The sequence below is a fragment of the Paenibacillus sp. HJGM_3 genome (genome assembly GCF_045062745.1).
In the GTDB taxonomy this organism is placed as follows: domain Bacteria; phylum Bacillota; class Bacilli; order Paenibacillales; family NBRC-103111; genus Paenibacillus_AA.
In genome coordinates, this window is the sequence record NZ_JBJGED010000029.1 from 20,378 (window position 1) to 40,391 (window position 20,014).

Annotated in this window: 19 protein-coding genes; 2 read left to right on the plus strand and 17 right to left on the minus strand. The window is 56.9% G+C overall.

What is annotated here, in order from left to right; genetic code table 11:
* Positions 1 to 6: 6 nt before the first annotated feature.
* From ACI5FR_RS26195 to ACI5FR_RS26260, 14 genes are read right to left on the minus strand one after another with little or no spacing between them, the layout of a single operon-like run.
* Positions 7 to 1,278, minus strand: coding sequence for a type III PLP-dependent enzyme domain-containing protein (locus ACI5FR_RS26195; protein WP_405459953.1), 1,272 nt, complete (start codon positions 1,276 to 1,278; stop codon positions 7 to 9).
* Positions 1,275 to 2,585 (minus strand): hypothetical protein, encoded by a 1,311-nt coding sequence (locus ACI5FR_RS26200; protein WP_405459955.1) that lies wholly within the window; start codon positions 2,583 to 2,585, stop codon positions 1,275 to 1,277. The genes ACI5FR_RS26195 and ACI5FR_RS26200 overlap by 4 nt, the downstream gene beginning before the upstream one ends.
* 8 nt (positions 2,586 to 2,593) lie before the next feature.
* Entirely contained in the window at positions 2,594 to 3,499 is a 906-nt protein-coding gene (locus tag ACI5FR_RS26205) for a sugar phosphate isomerase/epimerase family protein (RefSeq protein WP_405459957.1), read from the minus strand.
* Positions 3,489 to 4,457, minus strand: a complete 969-nt coding sequence (locus ACI5FR_RS26210; protein WP_405459958.1) for a hypothetical protein — start codon at positions 4,455 to 4,457, stop codon at positions 3,489 to 3,491. Before ACI5FR_RS26210 ends, ACI5FR_RS26205 begins: the two co-directional genes overlap by 11 nt.
* 25 nt (positions 4,458 to 4,482) lie before the next feature.
* Positions 4,483 to 5,631 (minus strand): AMP-binding protein, encoded by a 1,149-nt coding sequence (locus ACI5FR_RS26215; protein WP_405459960.1) that lies wholly within the window; start codon positions 5,629 to 5,631, stop codon positions 4,483 to 4,485.
* Complete coding sequence (locus ACI5FR_RS26220; RefSeq protein WP_405459962.1) at positions 5,628 to 5,888, minus strand: acyl carrier protein; 261 nt, start codon at positions 5,886 to 5,888, stop codon at positions 5,628 to 5,630. Before ACI5FR_RS26220 ends, ACI5FR_RS26215 begins: the two co-directional genes overlap by 4 nt.
* Positions 5,869 to 7,404, minus strand: a complete 1,536-nt coding sequence (locus tag ACI5FR_RS26225) for a class I adenylate-forming enzyme family protein (RefSeq protein ID WP_405459964.1) — start codon at positions 7,402 to 7,404, stop codon at positions 5,869 to 5,871. The genes ACI5FR_RS26220 and ACI5FR_RS26225 overlap by 20 nt, the downstream gene beginning before the upstream one ends.
* Complete coding sequence (locus ACI5FR_RS26230; protein ID WP_405459966.1) at positions 7,401 to 9,185, minus strand: ABC transporter ATP-binding protein; 1,785 nt, start codon at positions 9,183 to 9,185, stop codon at positions 7,401 to 7,403. The genes ACI5FR_RS26225 and ACI5FR_RS26230 overlap by 4 nt, the downstream gene beginning before the upstream one ends.
* Complete coding sequence (locus ACI5FR_RS26235; RefSeq protein WP_405459968.1) at positions 9,163 to 10,566, minus strand: glycosyltransferase family 4 protein; 1,404 nt, start codon at positions 10,564 to 10,566, stop codon at positions 9,163 to 9,165. The genes ACI5FR_RS26230 and ACI5FR_RS26235 overlap by 23 nt, the downstream gene beginning before the upstream one ends.
* Entirely contained in the window at positions 10,505 to 11,512 is a 1,008-nt protein-coding gene (locus ACI5FR_RS26240) for a DUF6005 family protein (protein ID WP_405459970.1), read from the minus strand. The genes ACI5FR_RS26235 and ACI5FR_RS26240 overlap by 62 nt, the downstream gene beginning before the upstream one ends.
* Positions 11,509 to 11,766 (minus strand): acyl carrier protein, encoded by a 258-nt coding sequence (locus ACI5FR_RS26245; RefSeq protein ID WP_405459972.1) that lies wholly within the window; start codon positions 11,764 to 11,766, stop codon positions 11,509 to 11,511. Before ACI5FR_RS26245 ends, ACI5FR_RS26240 begins: the two co-directional genes overlap by 4 nt.
* A gap of 40 nt (positions 11,767 to 11,806) precedes the next feature.
* A complete protein-coding gene (locus tag ACI5FR_RS26250) occupies positions 11,807 to 12,931 on the minus strand; it encodes a DegT/DnrJ/EryC1/StrS family aminotransferase (protein WP_405459974.1) in 1,125 nt (374 codons plus the stop codon).
* A 56-nt stretch (positions 12,932 to 12,987) separates the two neighbouring features.
* On the minus strand, positions 12,988 to 13,254 hold the full coding sequence (locus ACI5FR_RS26255) for a phosphopantetheine-binding protein (protein WP_405459975.1): 267 nt from the start codon (positions 13,252 to 13,254) through the stop codon (positions 12,988 to 12,990).
* Entirely contained in the window at positions 13,251 to 14,510 is a 1,260-nt protein-coding gene (locus ACI5FR_RS26260) for an AMP-binding protein (RefSeq protein ID WP_405459977.1), read from the minus strand. Before ACI5FR_RS26260 ends, ACI5FR_RS26255 begins: the two co-directional genes overlap by 4 nt.
* Positions 14,511 to 14,773: 263 nt before the next feature.
* On the opposite strand from ACI5FR_RS26260, the gene ACI5FR_RS26265 reads away from it, so the two are divergent.
* Positions 14,774 to 15,643: a helix-turn-helix domain-containing protein gene (locus ACI5FR_RS26265; protein ID WP_405459978.1), complete on the plus strand. Its 870-nt coding sequence runs from the start codon at positions 14,774 to 14,776 to the stop codon at positions 15,641 to 15,643.
* A 275-nt stretch (positions 15,644 to 15,918) separates the two neighbouring features.
* Here the strand turns inward: ACI5FR_RS26265 and ACI5FR_RS26270 are convergent, their stop codons facing one another.
* Positions 15,919 to 17,334: an MFS transporter gene (locus tag ACI5FR_RS26270; protein WP_405460089.1), complete on the minus strand. Its 1,416-nt coding sequence runs from the start codon at positions 17,332 to 17,334 to the stop codon at positions 15,919 to 15,921.
* A gap of 141 nt (positions 17,335 to 17,475) precedes the next feature.
* Here ACI5FR_RS26270 and ACI5FR_RS26275 point away from each other — a divergent pair, with 141 nt between their 5' ends.
* Positions 17,476 to 18,351, plus strand: coding sequence for a LysR family transcriptional regulator (locus ACI5FR_RS26275; protein WP_405459980.1), 876 nt, complete (start codon positions 17,476 to 17,478; stop codon positions 18,349 to 18,351).
* A 35-nt stretch (positions 18,352 to 18,386) separates the two neighbouring features.
* Here ACI5FR_RS26275 and ACI5FR_RS26280 read toward each other — a convergent pair whose 3' ends face one another.
* Positions 18,387 to 19,361: an NAD(P)-dependent alcohol dehydrogenase gene (locus tag ACI5FR_RS26280; RefSeq protein WP_405459982.1), complete on the minus strand. Its 975-nt coding sequence runs from the start codon at positions 19,359 to 19,361 to the stop codon at positions 18,387 to 18,389.
* Positions 19,264 to 20,013 carry a DUF2306 domain-containing protein gene (locus ACI5FR_RS26285; RefSeq protein ID WP_405459984.1) on the minus strand — a complete coding sequence of 250 codons (750 nt, stop codon included), beginning with the start codon at positions 20,011 to 20,013 and terminating at the stop codon, positions 19,264 to 19,266. The genes ACI5FR_RS26280 and ACI5FR_RS26285 overlap by 98 nt, the downstream gene beginning before the upstream one ends.
* Position 20,014 lies beyond the last annotated feature (1 nt).

Genomic DNA, 20,014 nt, shown 5'->3' on the forward strand with positions numbered 1-20,014 from the left:
ATAAAATCACCTAAGGAACCGGCGTACCCCATGCAGCCAACTGACGTCTGTCATCGAACCGTCGGAACGTCTCAACCATTCCTTCGGCAAATCGTGCGACAAAAAGTGAACGTTGCCGCAAGTCAACCCGTACGCCCCGGCATTGGGAAAAACGACGATGTCGCCCGGCGCCGGTTCGCGCATCGGCACGCCGCTTTGCAGGACGTCGGTCGGGGTACACAGCTTCCCCGCAATCGTGACCGGCTCCATATCGGGCTCGCTGCCCGCCGTGTAGTGGGATCCGTCCGGACGAACGATCCGAACCGGCAGCGGCTGGCGAAAGCTGCGCCCGCCCAATGCAGAAACAAACGCGCGGTGATGCGTTCCCCCGTCCACGATGGCGAATTGCTTGCCGTGGGAAGTTTTCGTATACAGCACCGAACAAATATAGAGGCCCATCCGGGCGGCGATGTAGCGCCCCGATTCGACGCTGATCCAGTCGAGCCCCAAATCGGCATTCGCCCGCACCTGCTCGGCCAGCAGCGCTCCGAACGATTCGATCGGAAACGGTTCGTCGTCCTCGAAGAACGGAACCCCGAACCCTCCGCCCAGCCCCAGCGCCGAGAGCGGGATATCGAATTTTTCACGCAGCGACCGGCATAAGGCGAACATACGCGTGACGCTCTCCTCGTAGAAATCGAGCCGAAAATTTTGCGTGCCTTGATGCGTGTGGAGGCCGATCAGCCGGATGCCGCGAAGGGACATGGCGGTCGATACCGCTATATCGAGATCGTCCTCGTCAATACCGAATTGGCTCGGTACACCGACGGACGCCATCCGCGATCCTCCCCTCGACGTGTTCAGATTGACACGCAGCATCACTTGCGCCGTACGGCTCATCGCCTGCGCTTCTTCCGCGATCACATGCAATTCCTGCACCGATTCCGCGTTGATGGCGTAGATGCCTTCCCGGATACAGCGGCGAATTTCGAGCCGGCTTTTACCCGGACCGGTGAACAAGATGGACTCGGGAGCCGCTCCAATGCGTAGGGCCAGCTCCAACTCACCGACGGATGCGACCTCGAACGGCGAACCGAAGTCCTGAACGAGCCGACAAATCTCCGGATTCGGGTTGGCCTTCAAGGAGTAATAGAGGCGAACTTCATCCGGCAGGGATCGGCGCAGATTGAGATAATCGTCCTTCAGCGTTGCGTAGTCGTACAAATAACACGGGGTCCCGCAGTCTCGCACCAAGTTGCGGATCGATTCGACCTCGGTTCCGGCTAATGTCGTGCTCATGGCCTCACACTCCTCAATTCGCCGATAGCCTGCTCGACCCCGGCCATAATCGTCCCAACCGTTTCGCCGGTGTCCGCCCATGCCAGGACAAACGCCCGATGCCAATACTTCCCGACGTGCTCGTCGAACGTGCGGTGATAACCGAAGCATAAAAAGCCGCTCCGACCGTCCAGCTCGACCGTTCCCGCTTTGCGGCGTTCGGGCAAAACCGCTTGGATCCGTTCGTGAAATTGGTGGAACGGGATTTCCCGGTCATGCCGGAAGTCGAAGCTTTCCGTCACGATATGGGGGCAGCCCCTCTCCAGCAAATGTTGACGAAGCGGCAGCATATAGGTCACCATCGTCAACCTCGCGTTAATTTCGATCACCGGAATGAGCAAACCGGACCGGTCGACGATCGAGTCGACGCCGAGGAAGCCGGCATAGCCCCTATCGAGAAGCACGTTGCCAAGCCGGAGCATCTCCTGCTCGTACCGCTCGCGAACACCAGTCGGAACGAACGGACTCAAATCGCTCCCGCGGTATACCCCTACATCGTTCGTTCGTTGACTCGTCACCGCAACGACTCGACATTCCCCGTTCCAGAGCAGCAGCTGTGCGTTCAGGTTGTAATCGATATCGTGCCACCGCTCGATCGTGACGGCGAACTCTCCTGTCCCCCGTTGCTCTCCGCGCTGTAAGTAAGCAGCTACAAATGCGAAGTCCTTCGCTCCATAGACATGAAACAAGCTTTTGCCGGAAGAACCGTATGGAGTTTTGATTACAAAGCGAGCGTCGGGCATCTGCTCCGACAGTTCCAGGTAAGAAGCCTCCAGCGCTTCGACACTGTCGCATACGCGTCCGTCGCAAACGGTGAAGCCATGCCGCTCGCACAGCAGACGGGTGCGCACCTTGTCGTTCAGCTCGAGCGCCAGTCCGGGCGGCGGTCCGATGCGCCGGCACCGGAGCGATTCCAGGAAACGGTCCTCGGCCTCGTCGACCAAATAAGGTACGGCGGTACCGCCTTCGAACAAATCCGCTTGATCGTCGCGGGTGCCGACAACAATGCGGGGGAGTCGAATGCCGCAGTACCGCAAGTAGTCCAGGAACGTCTCGTCCGGCTGCTCATGCACCAGCACCGTGTCGTCTGCTCCCGCCAAAAACAATTGATGCTGATCGAGCCTCCGGACGAGCCTGTCGCCCGCAGCGTTGCCGATCTGCGGCAGTCTTGCCCGGGTGCGCACCGTCTGCTCCCAATTGATGTTCGAGTACCATACTTTCGGACCGCTCAGTCCGAGCAGGCCGTTTAGATCGAACTGTCGATTCATGCCGGCGTTTACCTCCTGCCTATCCCGACAGGCAAGCTCTTGTTCCGCTTGGAAGGAGCGGCCGTGCCCGGCGGGAGGGAAAATTCTACCGAACGAAGCCAGTCCAGCTCGCGGCGGACGTTCAAATGCGGTTCGCTGCCGAACCATTCGATGGAGGCGGACATGTCGGGAGCTGCTTCCGCCAGCATCCGAACGATTTCCTCGTAGGGGACGGCGCCGTCCGAGAGCACGGCGATGCCTCCGCGCCATCCGTTCGGCGAGTAGACGTTATTCGGATCGAAGACGTGCAGGCTGCCGCGGTCGGTTACGTTTTTCAAATGCACGTTGACCGTCCATGGGCGAAGCGCCTCGAACGCATCCGTCGGCGAAACGCCCGCTTCCCATAGATGCAAAAAATCGAGGTTGATGCCGATGGAAGGATGGTTCGTCTCGCGAAGCAGCCGGAGCGTGGAAGGCAACGTATCCGCAAACGTGTGCGGGTGCGTCTCCACAACGAGGCGCATGCCGTTGATCCGCGCAAACTCGGCGAATGTGCGCAAGCGATCTATACCGAGCTGCCATTCGCTTGCTGTAGTCCGGGCACTGGCCCGAACGCCGGCGAATATTCGGATTTTGTCCGTGCCGAACCGGTTCGCCAAGTCGATCAACTCCATGCAATTGCGTTCGGTCTCCGGATAACGTTCCGGCGGTGCTGTCAACTCCAGATAATGACTGATCATCGACACGCGGACGCCTTCGGCGTTCATTTCGCGCACCGTTTCGTCGAGTCGGGTCGTGCCCGTCTGCAGGAGCGACTTCGCGTGAACGCCCCACATCTCGATGCCGCCGAACCCCGACTCGAGCGCGAACCGGAAGAGCTCCCGAAACGATATAAGCGTATGGCGGAACGAAATCGAGCAAACGTTATATCGCATCGAAATCACGTCCTATCCCGCGCAGGAACGATAAAAATCCCAGCTCTTCCTCGGCGAGCTGCTCCAGCTTGTGCAGCAAGGAAGCAACAAGCGCTTCGTCTTGCACGTTTCGTTTGAATTTAACCAATTGAAAATTGACCGTCGTCCACAGCTTGATGATGCGTTCCATCCGTTGTTCCCCGGCGGCGAGTTGACCTTCCGGGAGCAGACCAAGCTCCCGCACGCTTTGCCGGAAGAGCGAACGTGTTTTGACGATCGACGAAATCGTAACGTTGTTCTGCGCGATCCAGCGGTCTCTAGCATTCGTTTCCCATTGAAGCGATGCTTCAAGGTCGACGCGGAACCGTTCAAGCGCGGTTTTGCCTCCTTGAATATTCATCTTTACGTACTGGCTCCAATTGCGCTCCGCGATGTGTGCGAATACGGCCTTAGGCGACGGCTCCCGAAACGTGCCGGGTTCCGGGAACGTCAGGACGTAGCAGTAAAGCTCGTCCTTTTTGACGGAAGCGGCGTATAGCTGTTCGGCTGTCACGTCTCCGATGTAATCCGCGATCGGATCGGTCATCGCGAATGTATTCGGCGTACGCCCTGCGGCATATAGCAGGATTACGTGCTCGAAGCCGCTCGCCTCGTGGGTCAGCATGTTCGCCGGAAAATAGTCGAATCCCGACGCCAAGCAAACGAACAGCACCATGTGGCCGCCACGTAAGAGCGACTGCAGCTTTTCCGGCGACAGTCTGCAAAATTCGGTGCGGATGCCGTACATATATTCCAGCGCATTCAGGCGTACGCTTTTACTCGACACGAGACTCCGGGAAATGTAGTTCAAGTTCCAGTAATCGAGCAAAAAGTAAGCTTCATTTTTTCCCGCCATGCGAAGAGCCGTCACCACGCACGATGCTGCGCACTCCATAGCGGCGAGCTTCACCGGCTCTATATTGCGGACCGCTTGCGCCATAGGTTTCCCCCGCTTTCGGTATCGGTTATGGGACCAAACTGACGAACGATTGGAACTTGCCGCTTTCCGGATGCGGCGCGATTTCCGCCACGATCTCCACGTCGACTTCGACTTCGGTGCCGAGGCACCGGCTTAGCATACTGCCGAATCGCTCCCGAATCGGCTCAACCGGGAACGGATCGGCGGCGAAACGAAGACGGAACCGGGTGTACGATTGCTGCTCGATTTGAAATTGCCGCACCCCGGCCGTTGCCGACAACTCGTAAAAAAAACGGTCGAAATAGCGGAAAATGGCGGCGCTCGCTTTCCGTCCGGGCAGCCTGATTTGCGACACCCGTGCCGGCATCAGCTCCACCACCCGTTTGCCCGTCTCCCCGTCGTTGATCAGCTTGCCGATATCACCGGTACGGTATCGAAGGAAAGGCAAACTGCGCATCACGTACGACGTGACCAGCAATTCTCCGTATTCGCCGTCGGGTACCGGCTCGCGGGTGGACGGATCGACCGCCTCTATGTAAACGAGCTGTTCGTCAATTTCCAATCGGCCTGTCGTACCCGTAAACGCCACACACCATATTTCTTCCAGCCCATAATAATCGACCAGCGGGACGCCGAAGACCCGTTCGACCGCCGACCGATGAGCGGGCTGCAGCGGTTCACCCCAATTTTGCGCGAAGCGTAAAGATTCGGGCGGGCGAATGCCGCGCTCTTCCATATAGTGCGCGAGCGCGTGAAGCGCGGATGAACGGCCTTGAATCATATGCGGCCTCTGATCGGCGATTACATGTGCATAATGCGCGAATGTATGCGGCTCGGCCAACATCCGGTTGCTGAGCACGACGGAGCGGTGCCTGAGAGGCAGCCCCCATCTGCGGCGGTGGCCGAATAAGGCGAGTGAAAGCGCGAGCTGCTCCTCCGCCGTCTTGACGCAGCGGAACGGAACGCCGGTCGTTCCGGAAGTGAACGATTCGTGCGTGACGGTATCCGCTGATCTCGGCAGCTCGAATCGTTCCCTCTGCTCGGCGATGGTCCGCTTGTCGATTACGGGCAATTCGTCCAGCCTGACCGTCTCGCCCTTCCACGGCTCATAAAACGGGCAGCTTGAGGTTATTTCGTCGACGAGCCGGCGCAGCCTGGCATTGTGCTCCAACACTTCGCTTTGGGCGGCGTTCATGGCGCCACCTTCTTCTCCACGAAGCGGATGACGGAGAGCACCGAACGAAATTGGTCCGGATGCAAGTCGTCGACGTCGATTTCAAAGCCGAATCCCTCCTCCAGCATCGCGAGCAGCTCCAGAAACTGAATCGAATCGATGTGAAGCGTGTCGGCCAGCGAATCGTGAACACCGATTCGTTCCGGGCTCCGCTTGCATAATTTTGCTATGAGGGCGATTGTTTTCTCCTGAATCGTTTCAGTTCCCGTGTTGGACATGTTCCCACTCCTTCGCCATCGAACGTAACGCTTGCCGGTCCAGCTTGCCGTTTTTCGTTTTCGGCAACGATTCGACAAACCGGATGTCACGCGGGCACAACGCGGCGCTTAACCGATCGCGGCAATGCTCCATCAGCTCGCCGACCGCTCTATGCTCGTCCTCGGGCGGCGTGCCGGCAACGGCAAATGCGACCAGCCGCTCTCCCCAAACCGGATCGGGACAACCCGCCACGCCCGCTTCCATAACGGAGGGATGCGTTAGCAGCGCCTGCTCCACCGTCTCCGGATAAATCGTATGCCCGCCGACGTTGACCGCACTATCCAGCCTTCCGGTTACATATAAGTAACCTTCCTCGTCCTGCCAGCCGACGTCGGCCGTACATAGACCGTATGACGTGAGAACGGAAGCGCTGCGCCGCTCGTCGGCATAATATCCGAGCATCACGTTCGGACCCCGGACGACGATCTCGCCTGGTTCTCCGCGCGGCACCGGCTTTCCGTCTCGGCAAATGGCGATCTCTACGTCCTTCACAGGCAAGCCGACCGAGCCCGGACGACGCTCCAATTGCTCCGGAGGCAAATACGAAACTCTCGGCGACGCCTCCGTCAATCCGTAAGACGGCATAATCGCGGTCCAAGGAAGCTTGCGCTTCAGATCTAGCAGCATATCCGGCGCCATGCCTCCGCCTACGACAAGAAGCTGCCGGAGCGATTGCAGATCGCCGGGACGCCACCGGTCGGACTTGACGAGCGGCAGCATAAAGGACGGGACGGTGCACATAAACGTCGTACCGAACTGCCGGACGAACCGGGCCGCTTCGAACGGATGCATAAACCCGGGCGCGAGCTGCAAATGGGCGCCGGCTGTCAGCGCAAGCAGCCATTCTCCTGTAATTGTCGAACAATAACCAAGCGATTTCGCCAGCAACACCCGATCGGAATCTTCGAGACGTACATAATGCTGGATCGAGCGAACGTTCGACAGCACGTTGTCGGCGCTCAGCATGACCCCTTTCGGCGTGCCGGTCGATCCGGATGACAGGAACAGGATCGACGCCGCTCCCGGCGGCGTGTACGAACGCCGGAACACGCTCGGAACGCGATGCACCGTCAGCGGCTCCGCGGTTTCGCCGTCGGCGAACAGATGGCTGCCGGACAGCTCCGCCGGAAGCTGGTTCGCCTTGGCGGCCGACACGATCACCAGCTCCGCCTCGACCAGCTGTGCGGCTTTATCCGCTTCCGGCCATTTCGCGTATGGATGCAGCGGCACGGGGATGCCTCCCGCGAGCAGGACGGACATAAGCGCCCGTAAGTACGATAGCGATTGGTCCATCCAAATGACGGCGACGAACCGGTCGCGCAAGCCCGACTCGAGCCACCGCTCCGCCAGCTTCCCTGCATCGGACGCGAGCTCCGCATACGTGACGAACGTTTCGGTTCGGCCATCCGCATACGTAACGCCCCGATCCGTCCGCGCCGTCTCGGCGAACAAATGCCTCCATGCCAATGCGCTCATAGGCGTCCCCCCGCCATCGATACCGGTCCGGCTTGCCCTTCTCCCCCGGCGCTCATGATGGCGTAATACGATCCCCGTCTCGCCATCAGCTCCAAGTGATTTCCGGCTTCCACGATACGCCCGTTCTCCATTACGTAAATGATATCCGCGTTTTGCACCGTTTCCAGCCGATGCGTCGACAGCAGCGTCGTCTTGCCCCTCATCAGCTCGCCGAGCGCCGCAAGCACTTCGCCTTCCGTCTCACGGTCCAGCGCGGACGTCGGTTCGTCCAGCAGCAAAATCGGCGGTTTTTTGAGAAATGCCCGGGCGATCGCAATCCTCTGCCGTTGACCGCCGGACAGCTGAAACCCTTTATGGTCGACTCGCGTATCCAAGCCGTCGGGCAAGCCGTCGATAAAAGCTTGCAGCCGCGCGAGCCGGGCAGCCTCGTACACTTCCTCGCGGGAAGCGTTCAAATCGCCGAGGGCGATATTCTCGTACAAAGTGCCGCGGAACAGGAACGACTCCTGAAACACGACGCCGAACGTTGAAACGAGATCCAGCCGTGTCATATTCCGGATCGGCACGCCTTCAATGACCAGCTCGCCGGATTCGATCGGCATGAAACCGATCATCGATTTGAACAGCGTCGTTTTGCCGGACCCGCTTCTTCCGATAAACGCCGCCACCTGACCCTGCTTCACCGTAAAATCGATGCCCCGAACGATGTCTGCCCCTTCGGAGGAAACGCGCAGGCTGCGGCAGTCGATCGCGGCGTCGGTGCCTGCTCTTCCTGCGTCCGGCCCGCCAACTGGAGGAAGCTCCGCCGATATCGCGGGTTCGATCTCCGTGCGCATAAATTCCTCAATGCGCGACATGGCCACCTCGGTACGCTGCAGCTCTCCGAAATAATCGTTCATCGTTCGAACCGGGTTGAGCGCATTGTTCAAATACGTCACCGAGGCGACCAGCATTCCGACCGAGATCGTTTCGTTCAGCGCTTGCCGGCTCCCGAACCAATATAAGACGACAACGATCAAACTGATCGGCAGCATCCCCGTTTGCCCGGTCACGACCCGAAGCAGCGTTTCCCGCGTGCTTGCCCGGATCAGACCGGCGTACAGATTGTCATTGCGCCGTTCTTCCCACGCTTCCAGCCCGAACGCGCGAATTTCTTTGCTCCCCTCAATACTCTCGATCAAAACGGTGCCGACTTGTTCGTTATGGGAGCGGACGTGCGCCGCGGAATCGGCCATCGGCTTGCGAAACAGACGGGGAATGTACAGCAGGAGCGGAATGACCGCCACCGCCAGCAGCGCGATCCGCCAATCCATCGCGAACAAGAAGACGAGCGCCGCCGTCATCATGAACAGCTGAGAGGACAGCTCCACGATGACATGGTTCAAAAAGTTGCCCATCGTCGCGGTGTCGTATCCGAGCAGCGCGGAATATTTGCCGGCGCCGCTTTTTTCGATTTCGTGAACCGGAATTTTGCGGATGTGGCGCAGCAGCGCCCGCCGAATATCGAGCGTGTTGCAAATGCCCAAATAGCGGAACAAGCCCGATCGAACGATCGTAAACGCAACGGAGAAGACCGTCAAAGTGAGCGACAATCCGAGGAGTGGCGCCACCCATTCCGCTTTCTTCTCGATCAGCACATGATCGATCAGATAGGAGAATAAAAGCGGCTGGAGCATCCCTAGCAAAAGACCCGCGAACGTGCACGAAAAGGCGAGCAAGGTCAGCTTCCAGCGCATGTCGACATAAGGATACAGCCGTTTAAACAGGCGAAAGCTTTGCAAAGGCACCCCTCCCGGCAAAATGATGAATGATCGGCTTCACCCGGCTCATCCAAATCTCATAGTCGGGCTCCGGCCGTTCGGCAAGCACGGACAGCAAGGTCTCGTCCAGCAGTCCCGTTCCGGGTAACCGATCGGACCGGTACAACGCCGTAAGCTCGCGCAGCGGTATCGAGGCGTGTCGCGTCACTTCGTCCGGGCCGACGATCGGGTACACCGGCGCTTGGGCGGCGCCCGTAGCACCCGCAAGCTTCGCATTGTCGGAACGGAGCGCCAACCCGGCCGCAAGCCGCGGCATGATCGTCCTGTAGTCGTACTCGCAGGCGCGCTCCGCCGCGCGTCTTCCCATCCGTTCGCGCCAAGTGCGGTCCGTCAATAGCCGGACCGTGTGCTCGACGACTTGCGCACGATCTATAACGGGGATGCCGCCGCTCCAGTCGCAATCTGCGAGCAGCCCGTCCTCGCCGTGGCGCACGACAGTGCGGAAGCCGTCCCAATTCGTGCAGACGACGGGAATCCCCCACGTCTTCGCTTCGATCAAGTTGTAGCCGAACGTCTCCCCCGGTTCGGTGGACAAGTTAAGCAGTACGTCCGCCTCACGGAAGACGCGCTCCTTCGCTTCCCCCTCCACAGCCCCGGTGAAGCGAATGCAATCGGTCAGGCCAAGCGTTTGAACCAGCTCGGCAATTTGTTGCTCATAGCGCGCAATTTGTTCGGCATTCGCCCCCGTATATTCGCCCGCGATCGTCAGCCGCGCATACGGCACGTGCCGGCGAATGTCGGAGAAGCATTCGATCAGGACATCGATGTTCTTGACCCGCTCGATCCGGCCGATCGCCAGCAGGTGTCCTTCCTCCGGGTTTGCTCCGGAAGCGCCGCTGTGCAATTCGATGCAAAGCGGAAGCTCCATAGCCTCGGCATACCTCGGCGACACGTTGCAGAGCGCGGCCGTACACGACTCCGTACTGGACAGCAGCAAGTCGCGACCGGCGATCCAAGGCGCGATCCCGATCCACTGCCGCAGCCAAAACGACGTCGCGACCGAATGCGCGATCATCAGCATTCCGATATCGAGCTTCCCGTAATTGCGCGCCATGAGCAAATACGGAACGAAGGCAGGTACATTGACGTACAGCGTCGTGACCCCGTATTTGCGACAGAGCTTGTCGAGGGAGTCCGCGGTTGCGGCAAGCGATCCGGGAAAATGGGCATGCCACTGTCCGAACGAGCCTCCGAACAGCCGCATGAAGGCGAGCGGCGGTATGGGTACGGTTTCGTTGTATTCCCCCAAATACCGCGTCCACCGGCTGTCTATCGCGCGTTCATTGACGCGCTTCGCCTGTCCTTCCGAGTACCCGATCCGTACCGGTACGCTCGCTTTCATATCTGGCCTCCTTCCATCGCTCGTACAATCTCCGCAGCTCCCGCTTCAGCTTCCGTTCCTCTTCGCGGAGCGCCGCGGCTTTATCGGCCAGCTGCACGACATCCTCCCGGCTTTGGCGGATCGAGGCGCGAATGGAAGCGTACCCGGCGTTCATCCATCCCTTGACTAGCCCGTTCACCCGCTCCTCTAGCGGATCGGGCGTTTCTCCAAGCGCCTCCGCGAAAAAAGACGAAACTTTGCTATAGCTGTATTTGCGCCTGGCGATAATGCCGAGCTGATCGACGGACGAGCCGAGCGCTCGAACCGACATGTCCGCCCCTCCTGCAAGCGCGCCGTGTACGATTTCCTGGAAGGCATCGGCCAGCCGGAAACGCTCTCCGTCAAACCGCGCTTCGAACTCGCTCGCGATACGCGCCGCGGTCGGATGCTCGAGCTCCGCTAGGCGAACCGTTACGCCGCCGCCAAGCTCGTTGCCGTAGAACGCGTTCTGCAGTGCGGTCAGCGGCACATCCCCCTCCCACCCGAAATACGGGTCCCGAATGTAAATGTCATCGCCGTATTGCCGGTCGACCATGACGAAATGCGGCCGGTGCAGCGTCTCATAGCAACGGGTCGGATAGGGCATGTAGTACAGATCCAACTGCACGAGCAAAGATTCGTTTTCCGACCTTTGTTCGAGCAGCTCGAGCAATGTCATGTAATTCCGCTTTTTGGACCAACTGTACTGATACCAGCTTCCGGGTGTCCGTCCGTACAGCCGATTGAATGCAGCCAAATAAGTATCGTTCGTGAGCTCGGGCGAGTAATAAGATAGCGCTCCTTCGGCTGTAACCGTGAACGGATCATCCCATGCCCCGCAATAGAGAGGCCGGTACTCGATCCGGCTGCCGGCTTCGAGCGCGAATGCCATCACATCGAGCAAACAGTGAACCGCTTTCGGGTTCATGCTTCGATGCTCAGCTTCTCGAGAATTTGTTTTGTTATTTGTTCTACGGTCATGAAATTTTCCGCCAACAATTCGTCGTCCTCGAAAAAAACCTCGTATTTTTGCTCGATCTGTACGATCAAATTGACGAGCATGACGGAGTCGATGCCTTCATCCGCCAGCGACGAAGCGACGGTCAGCTCCTCGCGAACGCCCGGCTTGCCGAGCAAATCGGCGACCCGATCGAGCAAAAACCGGTGTATGTCCTTTTCCATCCTAGATTCCCCTCTCCGTTATCGTAATCGAACTAGGCCTCTATCCGGCATGGACGGTTCCTACAATGGATTTGATTTCCCGTGCAATCGCGGCAACGTCGCTTTCGGTGACGGCGATGTTCATCGGCAGCGATAAAATTTGCCCCGCAGCTTCCTCCGCAACCGGAAACGATCCGGGACCGTAACCGAGAAAAGCGAAGGCAGGCGTCAGATGAACGGGAGCCGGATAGGAGACGGTCGTCAAGATCCCTTTCTTTTGCAAATGTTTGCGCAATGCGTCTCGAACGTCCGCTTCGACCCGTACGACATACAGGTGGAACACGTGGCTTTCATCGTCGCGATGCCTCGGCAACACAATGGCTCCCGCCCCTGCCAAATACGTCTCGTACAGCTTGGCGACGTATCTTCGGTGCATCGACCACGCGTCGAGATGGCGCAGCTTCAGCTCCAGCGCAGCCGCCTGAATCGGATCGAGCCTGCTGTTGAACCCGGGAATGTCGTGCGTGTAACGGGTTTCGCCTCCATGGTTGCGCAGCTTCCGAAGCGTCCGTAACAGCTCGTCCGAAGACGAAACGATGCCTCCCCCATCTCCGAGCGCGCCCAAGTTTTTGTCCGGGTAAAAGCTGAAGCAGCCCATAACGCCCCAGCTGCCCGCCGCCTTGCCGCCGAGCCTCGCGCCGGCCGCTTGCGCGCAATCTTCGACGATCGGGATACGGTGCTCGTCCGCCCACGGTTTGAACTCGGACAAATCTACCATTTGCCCGTACAAATGCACGGGGACGATCGCTGCGGTTCTCGAGGTAACCCGGCGCTTCACCTGCTCCAGATCGATCAAAAGCGTATCCGGGTCGCAGTCGACTAGCACCGGGCGCGCTCCGGTATGGTGAATCGCTTCGACGGTGGCTATGAACGTATTCGCAGCCGTAATCACTTCGTCTCCCGGTCCGACGCCAAGCGCCTTCAAAGCGAGCAACAACGCGTCGGTTCCGTTGCCTACCCCTACGGCACCCGTGACGCCAACGCCTCGGGCGAAAGCCGCCTCAAACGACGCCACCGGCGCACCTCCGACGAATACGCCTCTTTGGGCGATTTCGTGTACGGCCTGCAGCCATTCGTCGCGGATCAGCTCGAATTCCTTTTGCGACGCCGAGAACAGCACTCCCATCATGGTCCCTCCTTCTTACTCGCGCATCTAGACGTTCCCCATCCCTCCTACGGCCGTTACACCTGCATCCGCGTGTCAAGCAGCTGCTCGATGAATGTGACGAGCGAACCGATGGTCCGGAAAACGGCAGGATCGACCGCCTCCTCGGGCACTTCGACGCCAAACTCCTCTTCCAAATACACGACGAGCTGAAGGACCATGATCGAGTCGATGTTCAAATCTTCGTAGAGCCTGTCCGACTCGCTTACTTGGTCCGGCAGACGCACATTCAGGTTTCGCTCGATTACGAGGGTCATTTTGTCGACGATTTGACGGCGGTTCATCCGCTTTTCAGCTCCTCATCTTGTAAAAGTTTGCGGCTTATTTTCCCGGCCGGCGTCTTCGGGATGTCCCTCACGACATGAAAGACCGTCGGCACTTTGTAAGGCGGCAAATGAAGCATGCACCACGCTTTTAACTCCGCGGTCGTCAGCGTGAACGGGGCGGCCAATACGATCCACGCCTTGACCGCCTCTCCCCATACGCCGTGCGCCGTTTTATGAACGACTACCTCGGCGACGCCGGGATGCTCCCCGATGACGGTTTCCACTTCAGACGGCAACACCTTCAATCCGGAAACATTGATCATATCGTCGATTCGCCCGACTACATGGAGCCGATGATCGGAATCGAAATACCCGGCATCCCCCGTATGAACCGGCCGTCCGCGATACGTTACGATCAGTTCGCCCTGGCGATCGGCTTCCGTCGTGCTCGTCCCGACTTGAAGGTGGCCGAGCGGACGTCCTACATCCGTGACCCGTCCGGGATTCGCACCGAGGGAGATGCATCCCACTTCCGAGCACCCGTACTGCTGCCAAAGCTCGTTTGCCTGTTGCGACAATCGGGCTAATAATGGAGAAGTTAAAGGCGAACCGGAAGTGATCACTTTATGCATGCAAAGGTCGGCGGAAAAGGACAGGAGCAGGTGTATCAGGAAGGGAACGGTGTAAACGATGGAGCTTGCCGTAGTATGGACGATGTGTGCGGCAAATTTCGGATTTTTGTCAAAGACGATGATCGGTTCCGCTTTCCGTTCGAACGCGGCGAACACACCGGCAATCAATCCGAACGAGTGGGATACGGGCACGAGAATAACGGGCTGCTCGCCGCTATGAGCTTGCAGGGCGAGGTTGTAGTGCTCCGTTTCGGTTCTCACATCGTTCCATGACCGTCGGATCAGCTTCGGCTCGCCGGTCGTGCCCGAACTGAACTGGCAGAGCGCCGGATCCGCAGCCAGGTCCGAACTCTGGACCGCGAGCGGAAGGACACGATCCCATTCCTGGTAAATGAGCGCCATACAGCCGGCTTGTTCAGCTTGGGCGACCGCCTTGTCGGGCGGCGTATCGGGATGAAGCAGCAAAATCGATCCGTCCCGTTCCCGCACATATAACGCGGCAGCGATCGTATCGAACGGATGCCTCATACAGAGGGCATAACGCTTGCCTTCCGGTTCGCGCAAAAGCCCGATCGCCGCCATTTCCGCAAATCTCGACTGAAACTGCCGGGCGGAAAACCGAATTTTGTCTACTACGATCAAACGATGATCACCTCCAGTACTTTCATTATATTTTTGGAAGGGAAATCGCCTCAATGCCCGATACTTCGTAAAACGTCAGAAAATTAAGTTATATTTCGCGCTCATTCGATATTTTCGTGTCATTAATGGATGTGAAATGTTACAATTTTCTTGGTTGTTATTACCATTAGCAGAGGAAAGAAGGGAACCAATACCTGGAATATCCGCAAGGATGATGGCTCGGACTCACAAAACTATAGACTCGGAAAGAGGGATAGTTACGTATGATCGACAAAACGTTGTTCGACATGATGCCGGTTATAGGCTGCGATTGCTTTATCCCGAATAAGCGTCAATGGAAATCGACCGAGTTCCAGTTGCTTCACCAAGATGAGGGACGTCCGAACATTCGTGTGGCGGAATCGCCCGTCAAGCTTACGGAACGGCAGGTGCTGATCGTCCAACCCGGTCAAACGATTTCGCTGGCCGAGTCCGGCATGGATTTAAGGTGTATTGCTTTCCGATCGCCTTTTTTGCAAACCGTGTTCGACCGTTTCCGGCCGATCCGGCCCGTCGTCTCCACGCTTAATGATCGTACCCGGGACACGTTGCACGAGCTGTGGACGATCCATACCGTCGATGCGTTGCCGCTGGAACCGCTCAAAGCGTCGTGTGTGTTGTTCTCGCTTGTCGCCGACTTGGTGGCGAATGTGAGATGGGACGCAGCGGCGGAAAAAAACATGCCGAACGAAACGGTCGGGAAGTCCGCTCCCCTCCGAATCGGTGAAGGCAAATTCATCATCTATGCGGCGCGTTTCATGAAAAAGCGGATGGCCGATCCCGATCTATCCTTGCCTGACATCGCGCGGGCGATCGGCTATCATCCGAATTATTTCGCCCAGCAGTTTAGCCAAGTGATGAATATTTCGCCGATGAAATATTTGAAGGCGATCCGTGTCGAACGGGCGATCCAGCTGCTCGAGGCAACGGATGACGAAGTGCAAACCATATGCGAAAAGGTGGGAATTAAGAAATCGAACTCCTTGTCGGCGATGATCAAGGAGAGAACCGGCATGAGGCCGGTCCAATATCGGCGGCAGGTGAAAATTTCGAAGATGATGTGGAAGGGTGTCGCTGGCAGTCAAACGAGTTGACGCTCTATGCATCGCGGACAAAAATACAAAAAGACGGAATGCCGGGACTTTTTCATCTCCAGGCATTCCGTTTCGATGTTCGTGCCATATAATTTCGAAGGAAGTGCGTTAAGTATCGATGGATAATACAAATACAAAAGAAATGTTTTGGGCGTTTGTGATGAATTTAGGAGTGACGGGAACAGCTATATTTGGGGGAAGCTTTTTTATTAGATTGACTGGTGAAAGAGGATTTGATATTTTTTATTTTCTTATGTTCCTAGTTTTATTAGGTATCATGTGTCTTGGGACATATAAGTACACAAAAGTAAGAAAAAAGGATAAAAGTGAAAATAAATCCTAGATTCACTGGATTCCTGTCTCCGTCGACCCATGAATACCAAGGACAACGCGACCAGTGTGAGGATAATCCCCAGCACTCGCAATCCCCCAGAGCTGAACTGGTCTCCCATTACAATGCCTATCAGTAAGGAAGAGAGAATGGTTCCCAGGTATCTAGAAGTATTGAACAATCCGGAAGCCACCCCGATGATTTCTTTCGGAGAGCTTTCGAACAAGGCGGCTTGCATCCCGACATTGTTCAACCCGTTGCTAATGCCGAATGCGGCTAACGCCAAACACACGCTAATAACCGGCGATGCTGGAGTCAATGTCACGAGCCACACGGATCCAAATGTCATCAGGATTGCGGATACCACCAATGCGGGTCGCGGTCCTGTTTTATCGATCCATCGACCGGCTAACGGAGAAACAACGAGAGAACATAAACCTAAGCTCAGCATAAGAATCCCCGTGTAGAACTCGCTGACATTGCGTACCACTTGCAAGTAGGACGGAAGCCCGAAAAAGAGCGAGTAAAAAAGTACGTTCACTAGCATAAATTCGACATTGACCCAAGTCATCGCGGGATATTGGGCGAATGTGCGTAAAGGAATAAAGGGTGCCGCCGCTTTTAACTCATGTCGTACGAAAGCCGCAAGTGCAACGAGGCCGATCCCCCCGACAAGGACATTTCTCAATGAGACATACCCAGACGATTTTACTGACAGTAATTCAACGAGCAGGGCCACCAGACCCACTGTGAAGAGCAGAATCCCTGACACATCAATCCATTCAAACCATTTACGAAAGGACATGTTGCGTGAATCGGATGTTGGCGGGTTGTCCTTAGGAATAATCCTCCAAGCTAAAAGAAAGCTCGCCGCCACGAACGGAATATTGACGAAAAAGATAGCCTGCCAATCCCACCAGTGAATCAATACCCCGCCAATGAAAGGACCGATCGCTGCCGCGCCGGACAGGAATATGGACAAAACCGACAGTGCAGACGCTTGTTTCTCCGTAATATGAATCCGCACGATAGCCATTCCGACCGCAACCATCATGCTTGTTCCGATGGATTGCACAATACGGAAAACGATGAGCGACCCAAAGTTAGGTGATAGCGGAGCTAACAATGACGCAACGAAGGCTACGACCAGCCCAGTAAGAAAGATTTTCCGGCGGCCGAATAAATCGCTCGCCTTTCCCATGACGGGCTGTGAGATCGCACTCGCAATGTAGAAAGAAAAAATAATCCAGGAAACGTCTGTAAAGTCAAGTTGATACACATTTTGCAGCCTTGCAATCGCCACAGAAATCATCGAAGAATTTAGGGGGTTCAATAAGATTCCCAGCCCAACGGAAATCATCAACCTCCTGCTGCGAGCATTCACTATAGGTCTCCTCCTCCCATAATGTTTTGATGTCATCGTAATGCAAATCTTATATTTATTCCAACGCATTTTATGTTATGATTTCATTGACTGGAAGGAATGAATGGAGCGTGCGAAATGGAGCTTCTTCAATTGCAATATTTTGTCGCGGTAGCTCGATTGGAGCATGTGACCGAAGCTGCGCAAAGTTTGCATGTCACGCAATCGTCGTTAAGCAAAACGATTCAACGCTTGGAGGAGGATCTGGGTGTCCCTCTGTTCGATCGTATAGGGAGAAGGCTGCGGTTGAATGAGTTCGGAACCCGATTCCTTCATCGTGCGGAAAGGGCCTTGTTCGAATTGGAACAAGGGAAGCAGGAGCTTCGCGATTTGTCCGGCCCGGAACACGGCACGCTCGAATTGGCGGTCACCACCGCAAGCACGTTGCCGAACATCCTTCGAGAGTTTCGAAAAAAACGGCCCCACATCCAATTCCATGTACAAATGTTGACCACGCAGGAAATGGTTACGCTTCTTCATCGCGGAGAGGTCGATTTCTGCTTGTCGTCGCCTCCGATACGAGGGGACGACATCGAATGTGAAATTGTGTTCGTCGACCCGATCCTTGTTGCTGTTCCAGAGGGTCATCGTTTGGCAAACAGAAGCAGCGTGTCCTTGGCGGAGCTAAAGGATGAAGGGTTTGTCGGAGTAAAAAAAGGCTACGGTACCCGGGATTTAGTGGACGCTTTATGTCAATCGGTCGGCTTTGAGCCTATATATGTGTATGAGGGAGATGAACCTGCGCGTCTTAGCTCTCTCGTAGAAGCCGATATCGGTATCGCCTTCATCCCAAGCACGGCAAGGAACTCCCGGGAATCTATCAAATATCTCCAAGTAGAAAATCGCGAATTGGTACGGGAGATCGCATTATTATGGCATAAAAGCCGGTACATTTCACGGGCTGCAATGGAGTTCCGTGACATCGTTACAGAATACTTTCAGTCGCTTTCCTAGAAATGAGGAAAAGCGGCTATAATAAGCCGCCCTTTTCAAGCCCGTTGCACTCCAACGTTTAAAACCACGTTGCCCTTTTTATGGCCTTGCTCCACGTAACGGTGAGCCTCCGCCGCTTGCTCAAGCGGATAACGGCGGTCGATGACCGAACGCAGCGCGCCGGCCTCGATCAGTTCCTTCAAGTAAGTCAAGTCTTCGGCGCTTTCCTTCAATGATTCGCCTATCACCTTCTTGCCGCTAGTCAAGTTGATCCATAGCCCGCGAATAATCGGCAATGGGCTTACGTGGACCGCTTGCAAGTAGAAGCCGTCAGGTGTCAGACGCTTGATGCAAACCTTGAACGGACTTTTCCCGACCGTATCGAAAATAATATCGTAGGTCGGACCGCCCTCCGAGAACCGTTCTTTCGTATAATCGATGACACTGTCGGCACCGAGCGATCTCACTAGCTCCACATTCGGGGTGCTGCATACTCCTGTAACTTCCGCGCCGAAATGTTTGGCCAGCTGCACCGCATATGTCCCGACGCTGCCTGATGCGCCATAGACGAGCACGCGATTGCCGCGCCGGATGTTGCCCTTACGGAGAAATTGCAACGCCGTACAGGCGCCGACCGGAACCGCCGCCGCCTCCTCGAACGTGATGTTGGCCGGTTTGAGCACTACGCTGCCCGTCTCCGGCAGGCACTTGTATTCGGCATACGCACCAAAACCGGTGCCGCAGGCGGCATACACGGCGTCCCCGGGTTTAAAGCGAGTAACGCCGCCGCCCGTCGATTCGATGACGCCGGCCAGTTCGAATCCCAATATCCGGACTCGTTTCGGTTTCCGCAAACCGTTAAACATCCGCGCCAAGAAAGGATCCGCCTTGCGTAATCGCCAATCCCCCGCCGATGCGGTTGTCGCATAGACCTTAATCAAGATCTCGTTGTCTTTGGGTACCGGCTTGGCGACCTCTCTCAGCTGCAAGACATCCGGAGGCCCGTACCGCTCGTATACGATTGCTTTCATCCTTTTCCCCTCCATTCCTAATGTTGTCACTGGTGCGAACTCTGCGGATGGCCCATTCGGCCACGGCGAGGTTGATGACCCAGCCCGCACCCATGAACAGCGCTTTACTTAAATCATCCGGAGAGCCGATGACTAATGTCCCGGCCGTCTCAGTCAGCACCTGCGTGCCCGCGCCAAGCCCGATCGCGTAGCCGCGCGTCATCCAGGCGCGGTGCCGGGTCACGTCCCCCCGCAGGATCGCGGTAAAGCCGAGCAGGATGGACACGACCATGGCCGACCCGAATAAGAGCCGCAAGGAGAACAGCAGCTTACCGCCGTATGGAATGGGATAGAACAGGGTCATCCACAGCCCAGTAAGTCCTACCAGCAGGCCGCATAGAACCAGGAGCCGTCCGGCCGCGCGGTGCCAGCCTGGCTTGCGCCGCCGAAGACCGGGTGCGAACTGGAACGCGCCCAGGATGGCATACACGCCGGAGCTTAGGATATGCAGCACCACCGGCAGGGGCGTCTCAAAGAACCGGGCGTTGGCCGGCGTAACTTCCGCGCCGCCGGCCAACGAGGTGAGCCGGTAAATTCCGGCGGCGATCGGAATGACGCTCAGTAAGAGCAATGCGGCGACAAGCAGCATGGCCGAGCGTTCTTTTGTATTCATA

Coding starts and splice junctions, on each gene's coding strand:
- ACI5FR_RS26195 (WP_405459953.1), bottom strand. CDS start 1,278: ATGAGCACGACATTAGCCGGAACCGAGGTCGAATCGATCCGCAACTTG.
- ACI5FR_RS26200 (WP_405459955.1), bottom strand. CDS start 2,585: ATGAATCGACAGTTCGATCTAAACGGCCTGCTCGGACTGAGCGGTCCG.
- ACI5FR_RS26205 (WP_405459957.1), bottom strand. CDS start 3,499: ATGCGATATAACGTTTGCTCGATTTCGTTCCGCCATACGCTTATATCG.
- ACI5FR_RS26210 (WP_405459958.1), bottom strand. CDS start 4,457: ATGGCGCAAGCGGTCCGCAATATAGAGCCGGTGAAGCTCGCCGCTATG.
- ACI5FR_RS26215 (WP_405459960.1), bottom strand. CDS start 5,631: ATGAACGCCGCCCAAAGCGAAGTGTTGGAGCACAATGCCAGGCTGCGC.
- ACI5FR_RS26220 (WP_405459962.1), bottom strand. CDS start 5,888: ATGTCCAACACGGGAACTGAAACGATTCAGGAGAAAACAATCGCCCTC.
- ACI5FR_RS26225 (WP_405459964.1), bottom strand. CDS start 7,404: ATGAGCGCATTGGCATGGAGGCATTTGTTCGCCGAGACGGCGCGGACG.
- ACI5FR_RS26235 (WP_405459968.1), bottom strand. CDS start 10,566: ATGAAAGCGAGCGTACCGGTACGGATCGGGTACTCGGAAGGACAGGCG.
- ACI5FR_RS26240 (WP_405459970.1), bottom strand. CDS start 11,512: ATGAACCCGAAAGCGGTTCACTGTTTGCTCGATGTGATGGCATTCGCG.
- ACI5FR_RS26245 (WP_405459972.1), bottom strand. CDS start 11,766: ATGGAAAAGGACATACACCGGTTTTTGCTCGATCGGGTCGCCGATTTG.
- ACI5FR_RS26250 (WP_405459974.1), bottom strand. CDS start 12,931: ATGGGAGTGCTGTTCTCGGCGTCGCAAAAGGAATTCGAGCTGATCCGC.
- ACI5FR_RS26255 (WP_405459975.1), bottom strand. CDS start 13,254: ATGAACCGCCGTCAAATCGTCGACAAAATGACCCTCGTAATCGAGCGA.
- ACI5FR_RS26265 (WP_405459978.1), top strand. CDS start 14,774: ATGATCGACAAAACGTTGTTCGACATGATGCCGGTTATAGGCTGCGAT.
- ACI5FR_RS26270 (WP_405460089.1), bottom strand. CDS start 17,334: ATGATTTCCGTTGGGCTGGGAATCTTATTGAACCCCCTAAATTCTTCG.
- ACI5FR_RS26275 (WP_405459980.1), top strand. CDS start 17,476: ATGGAGCTTCTTCAATTGCAATATTTTGTCGCGGTAGCTCGATTGGAG.
- ACI5FR_RS26280 (WP_405459982.1), bottom strand. CDS start 19,361: ATGAAAGCAATCGTATACGAGCGGTACGGGCCTCCGGATGTCTTGCAG.
- ACI5FR_RS26285 (WP_405459984.1), bottom strand. CDS start 20,013: ATGAATACAAAAGAACGCTCGGCCATGCTGCTTGTCGCCGCATTGCTC.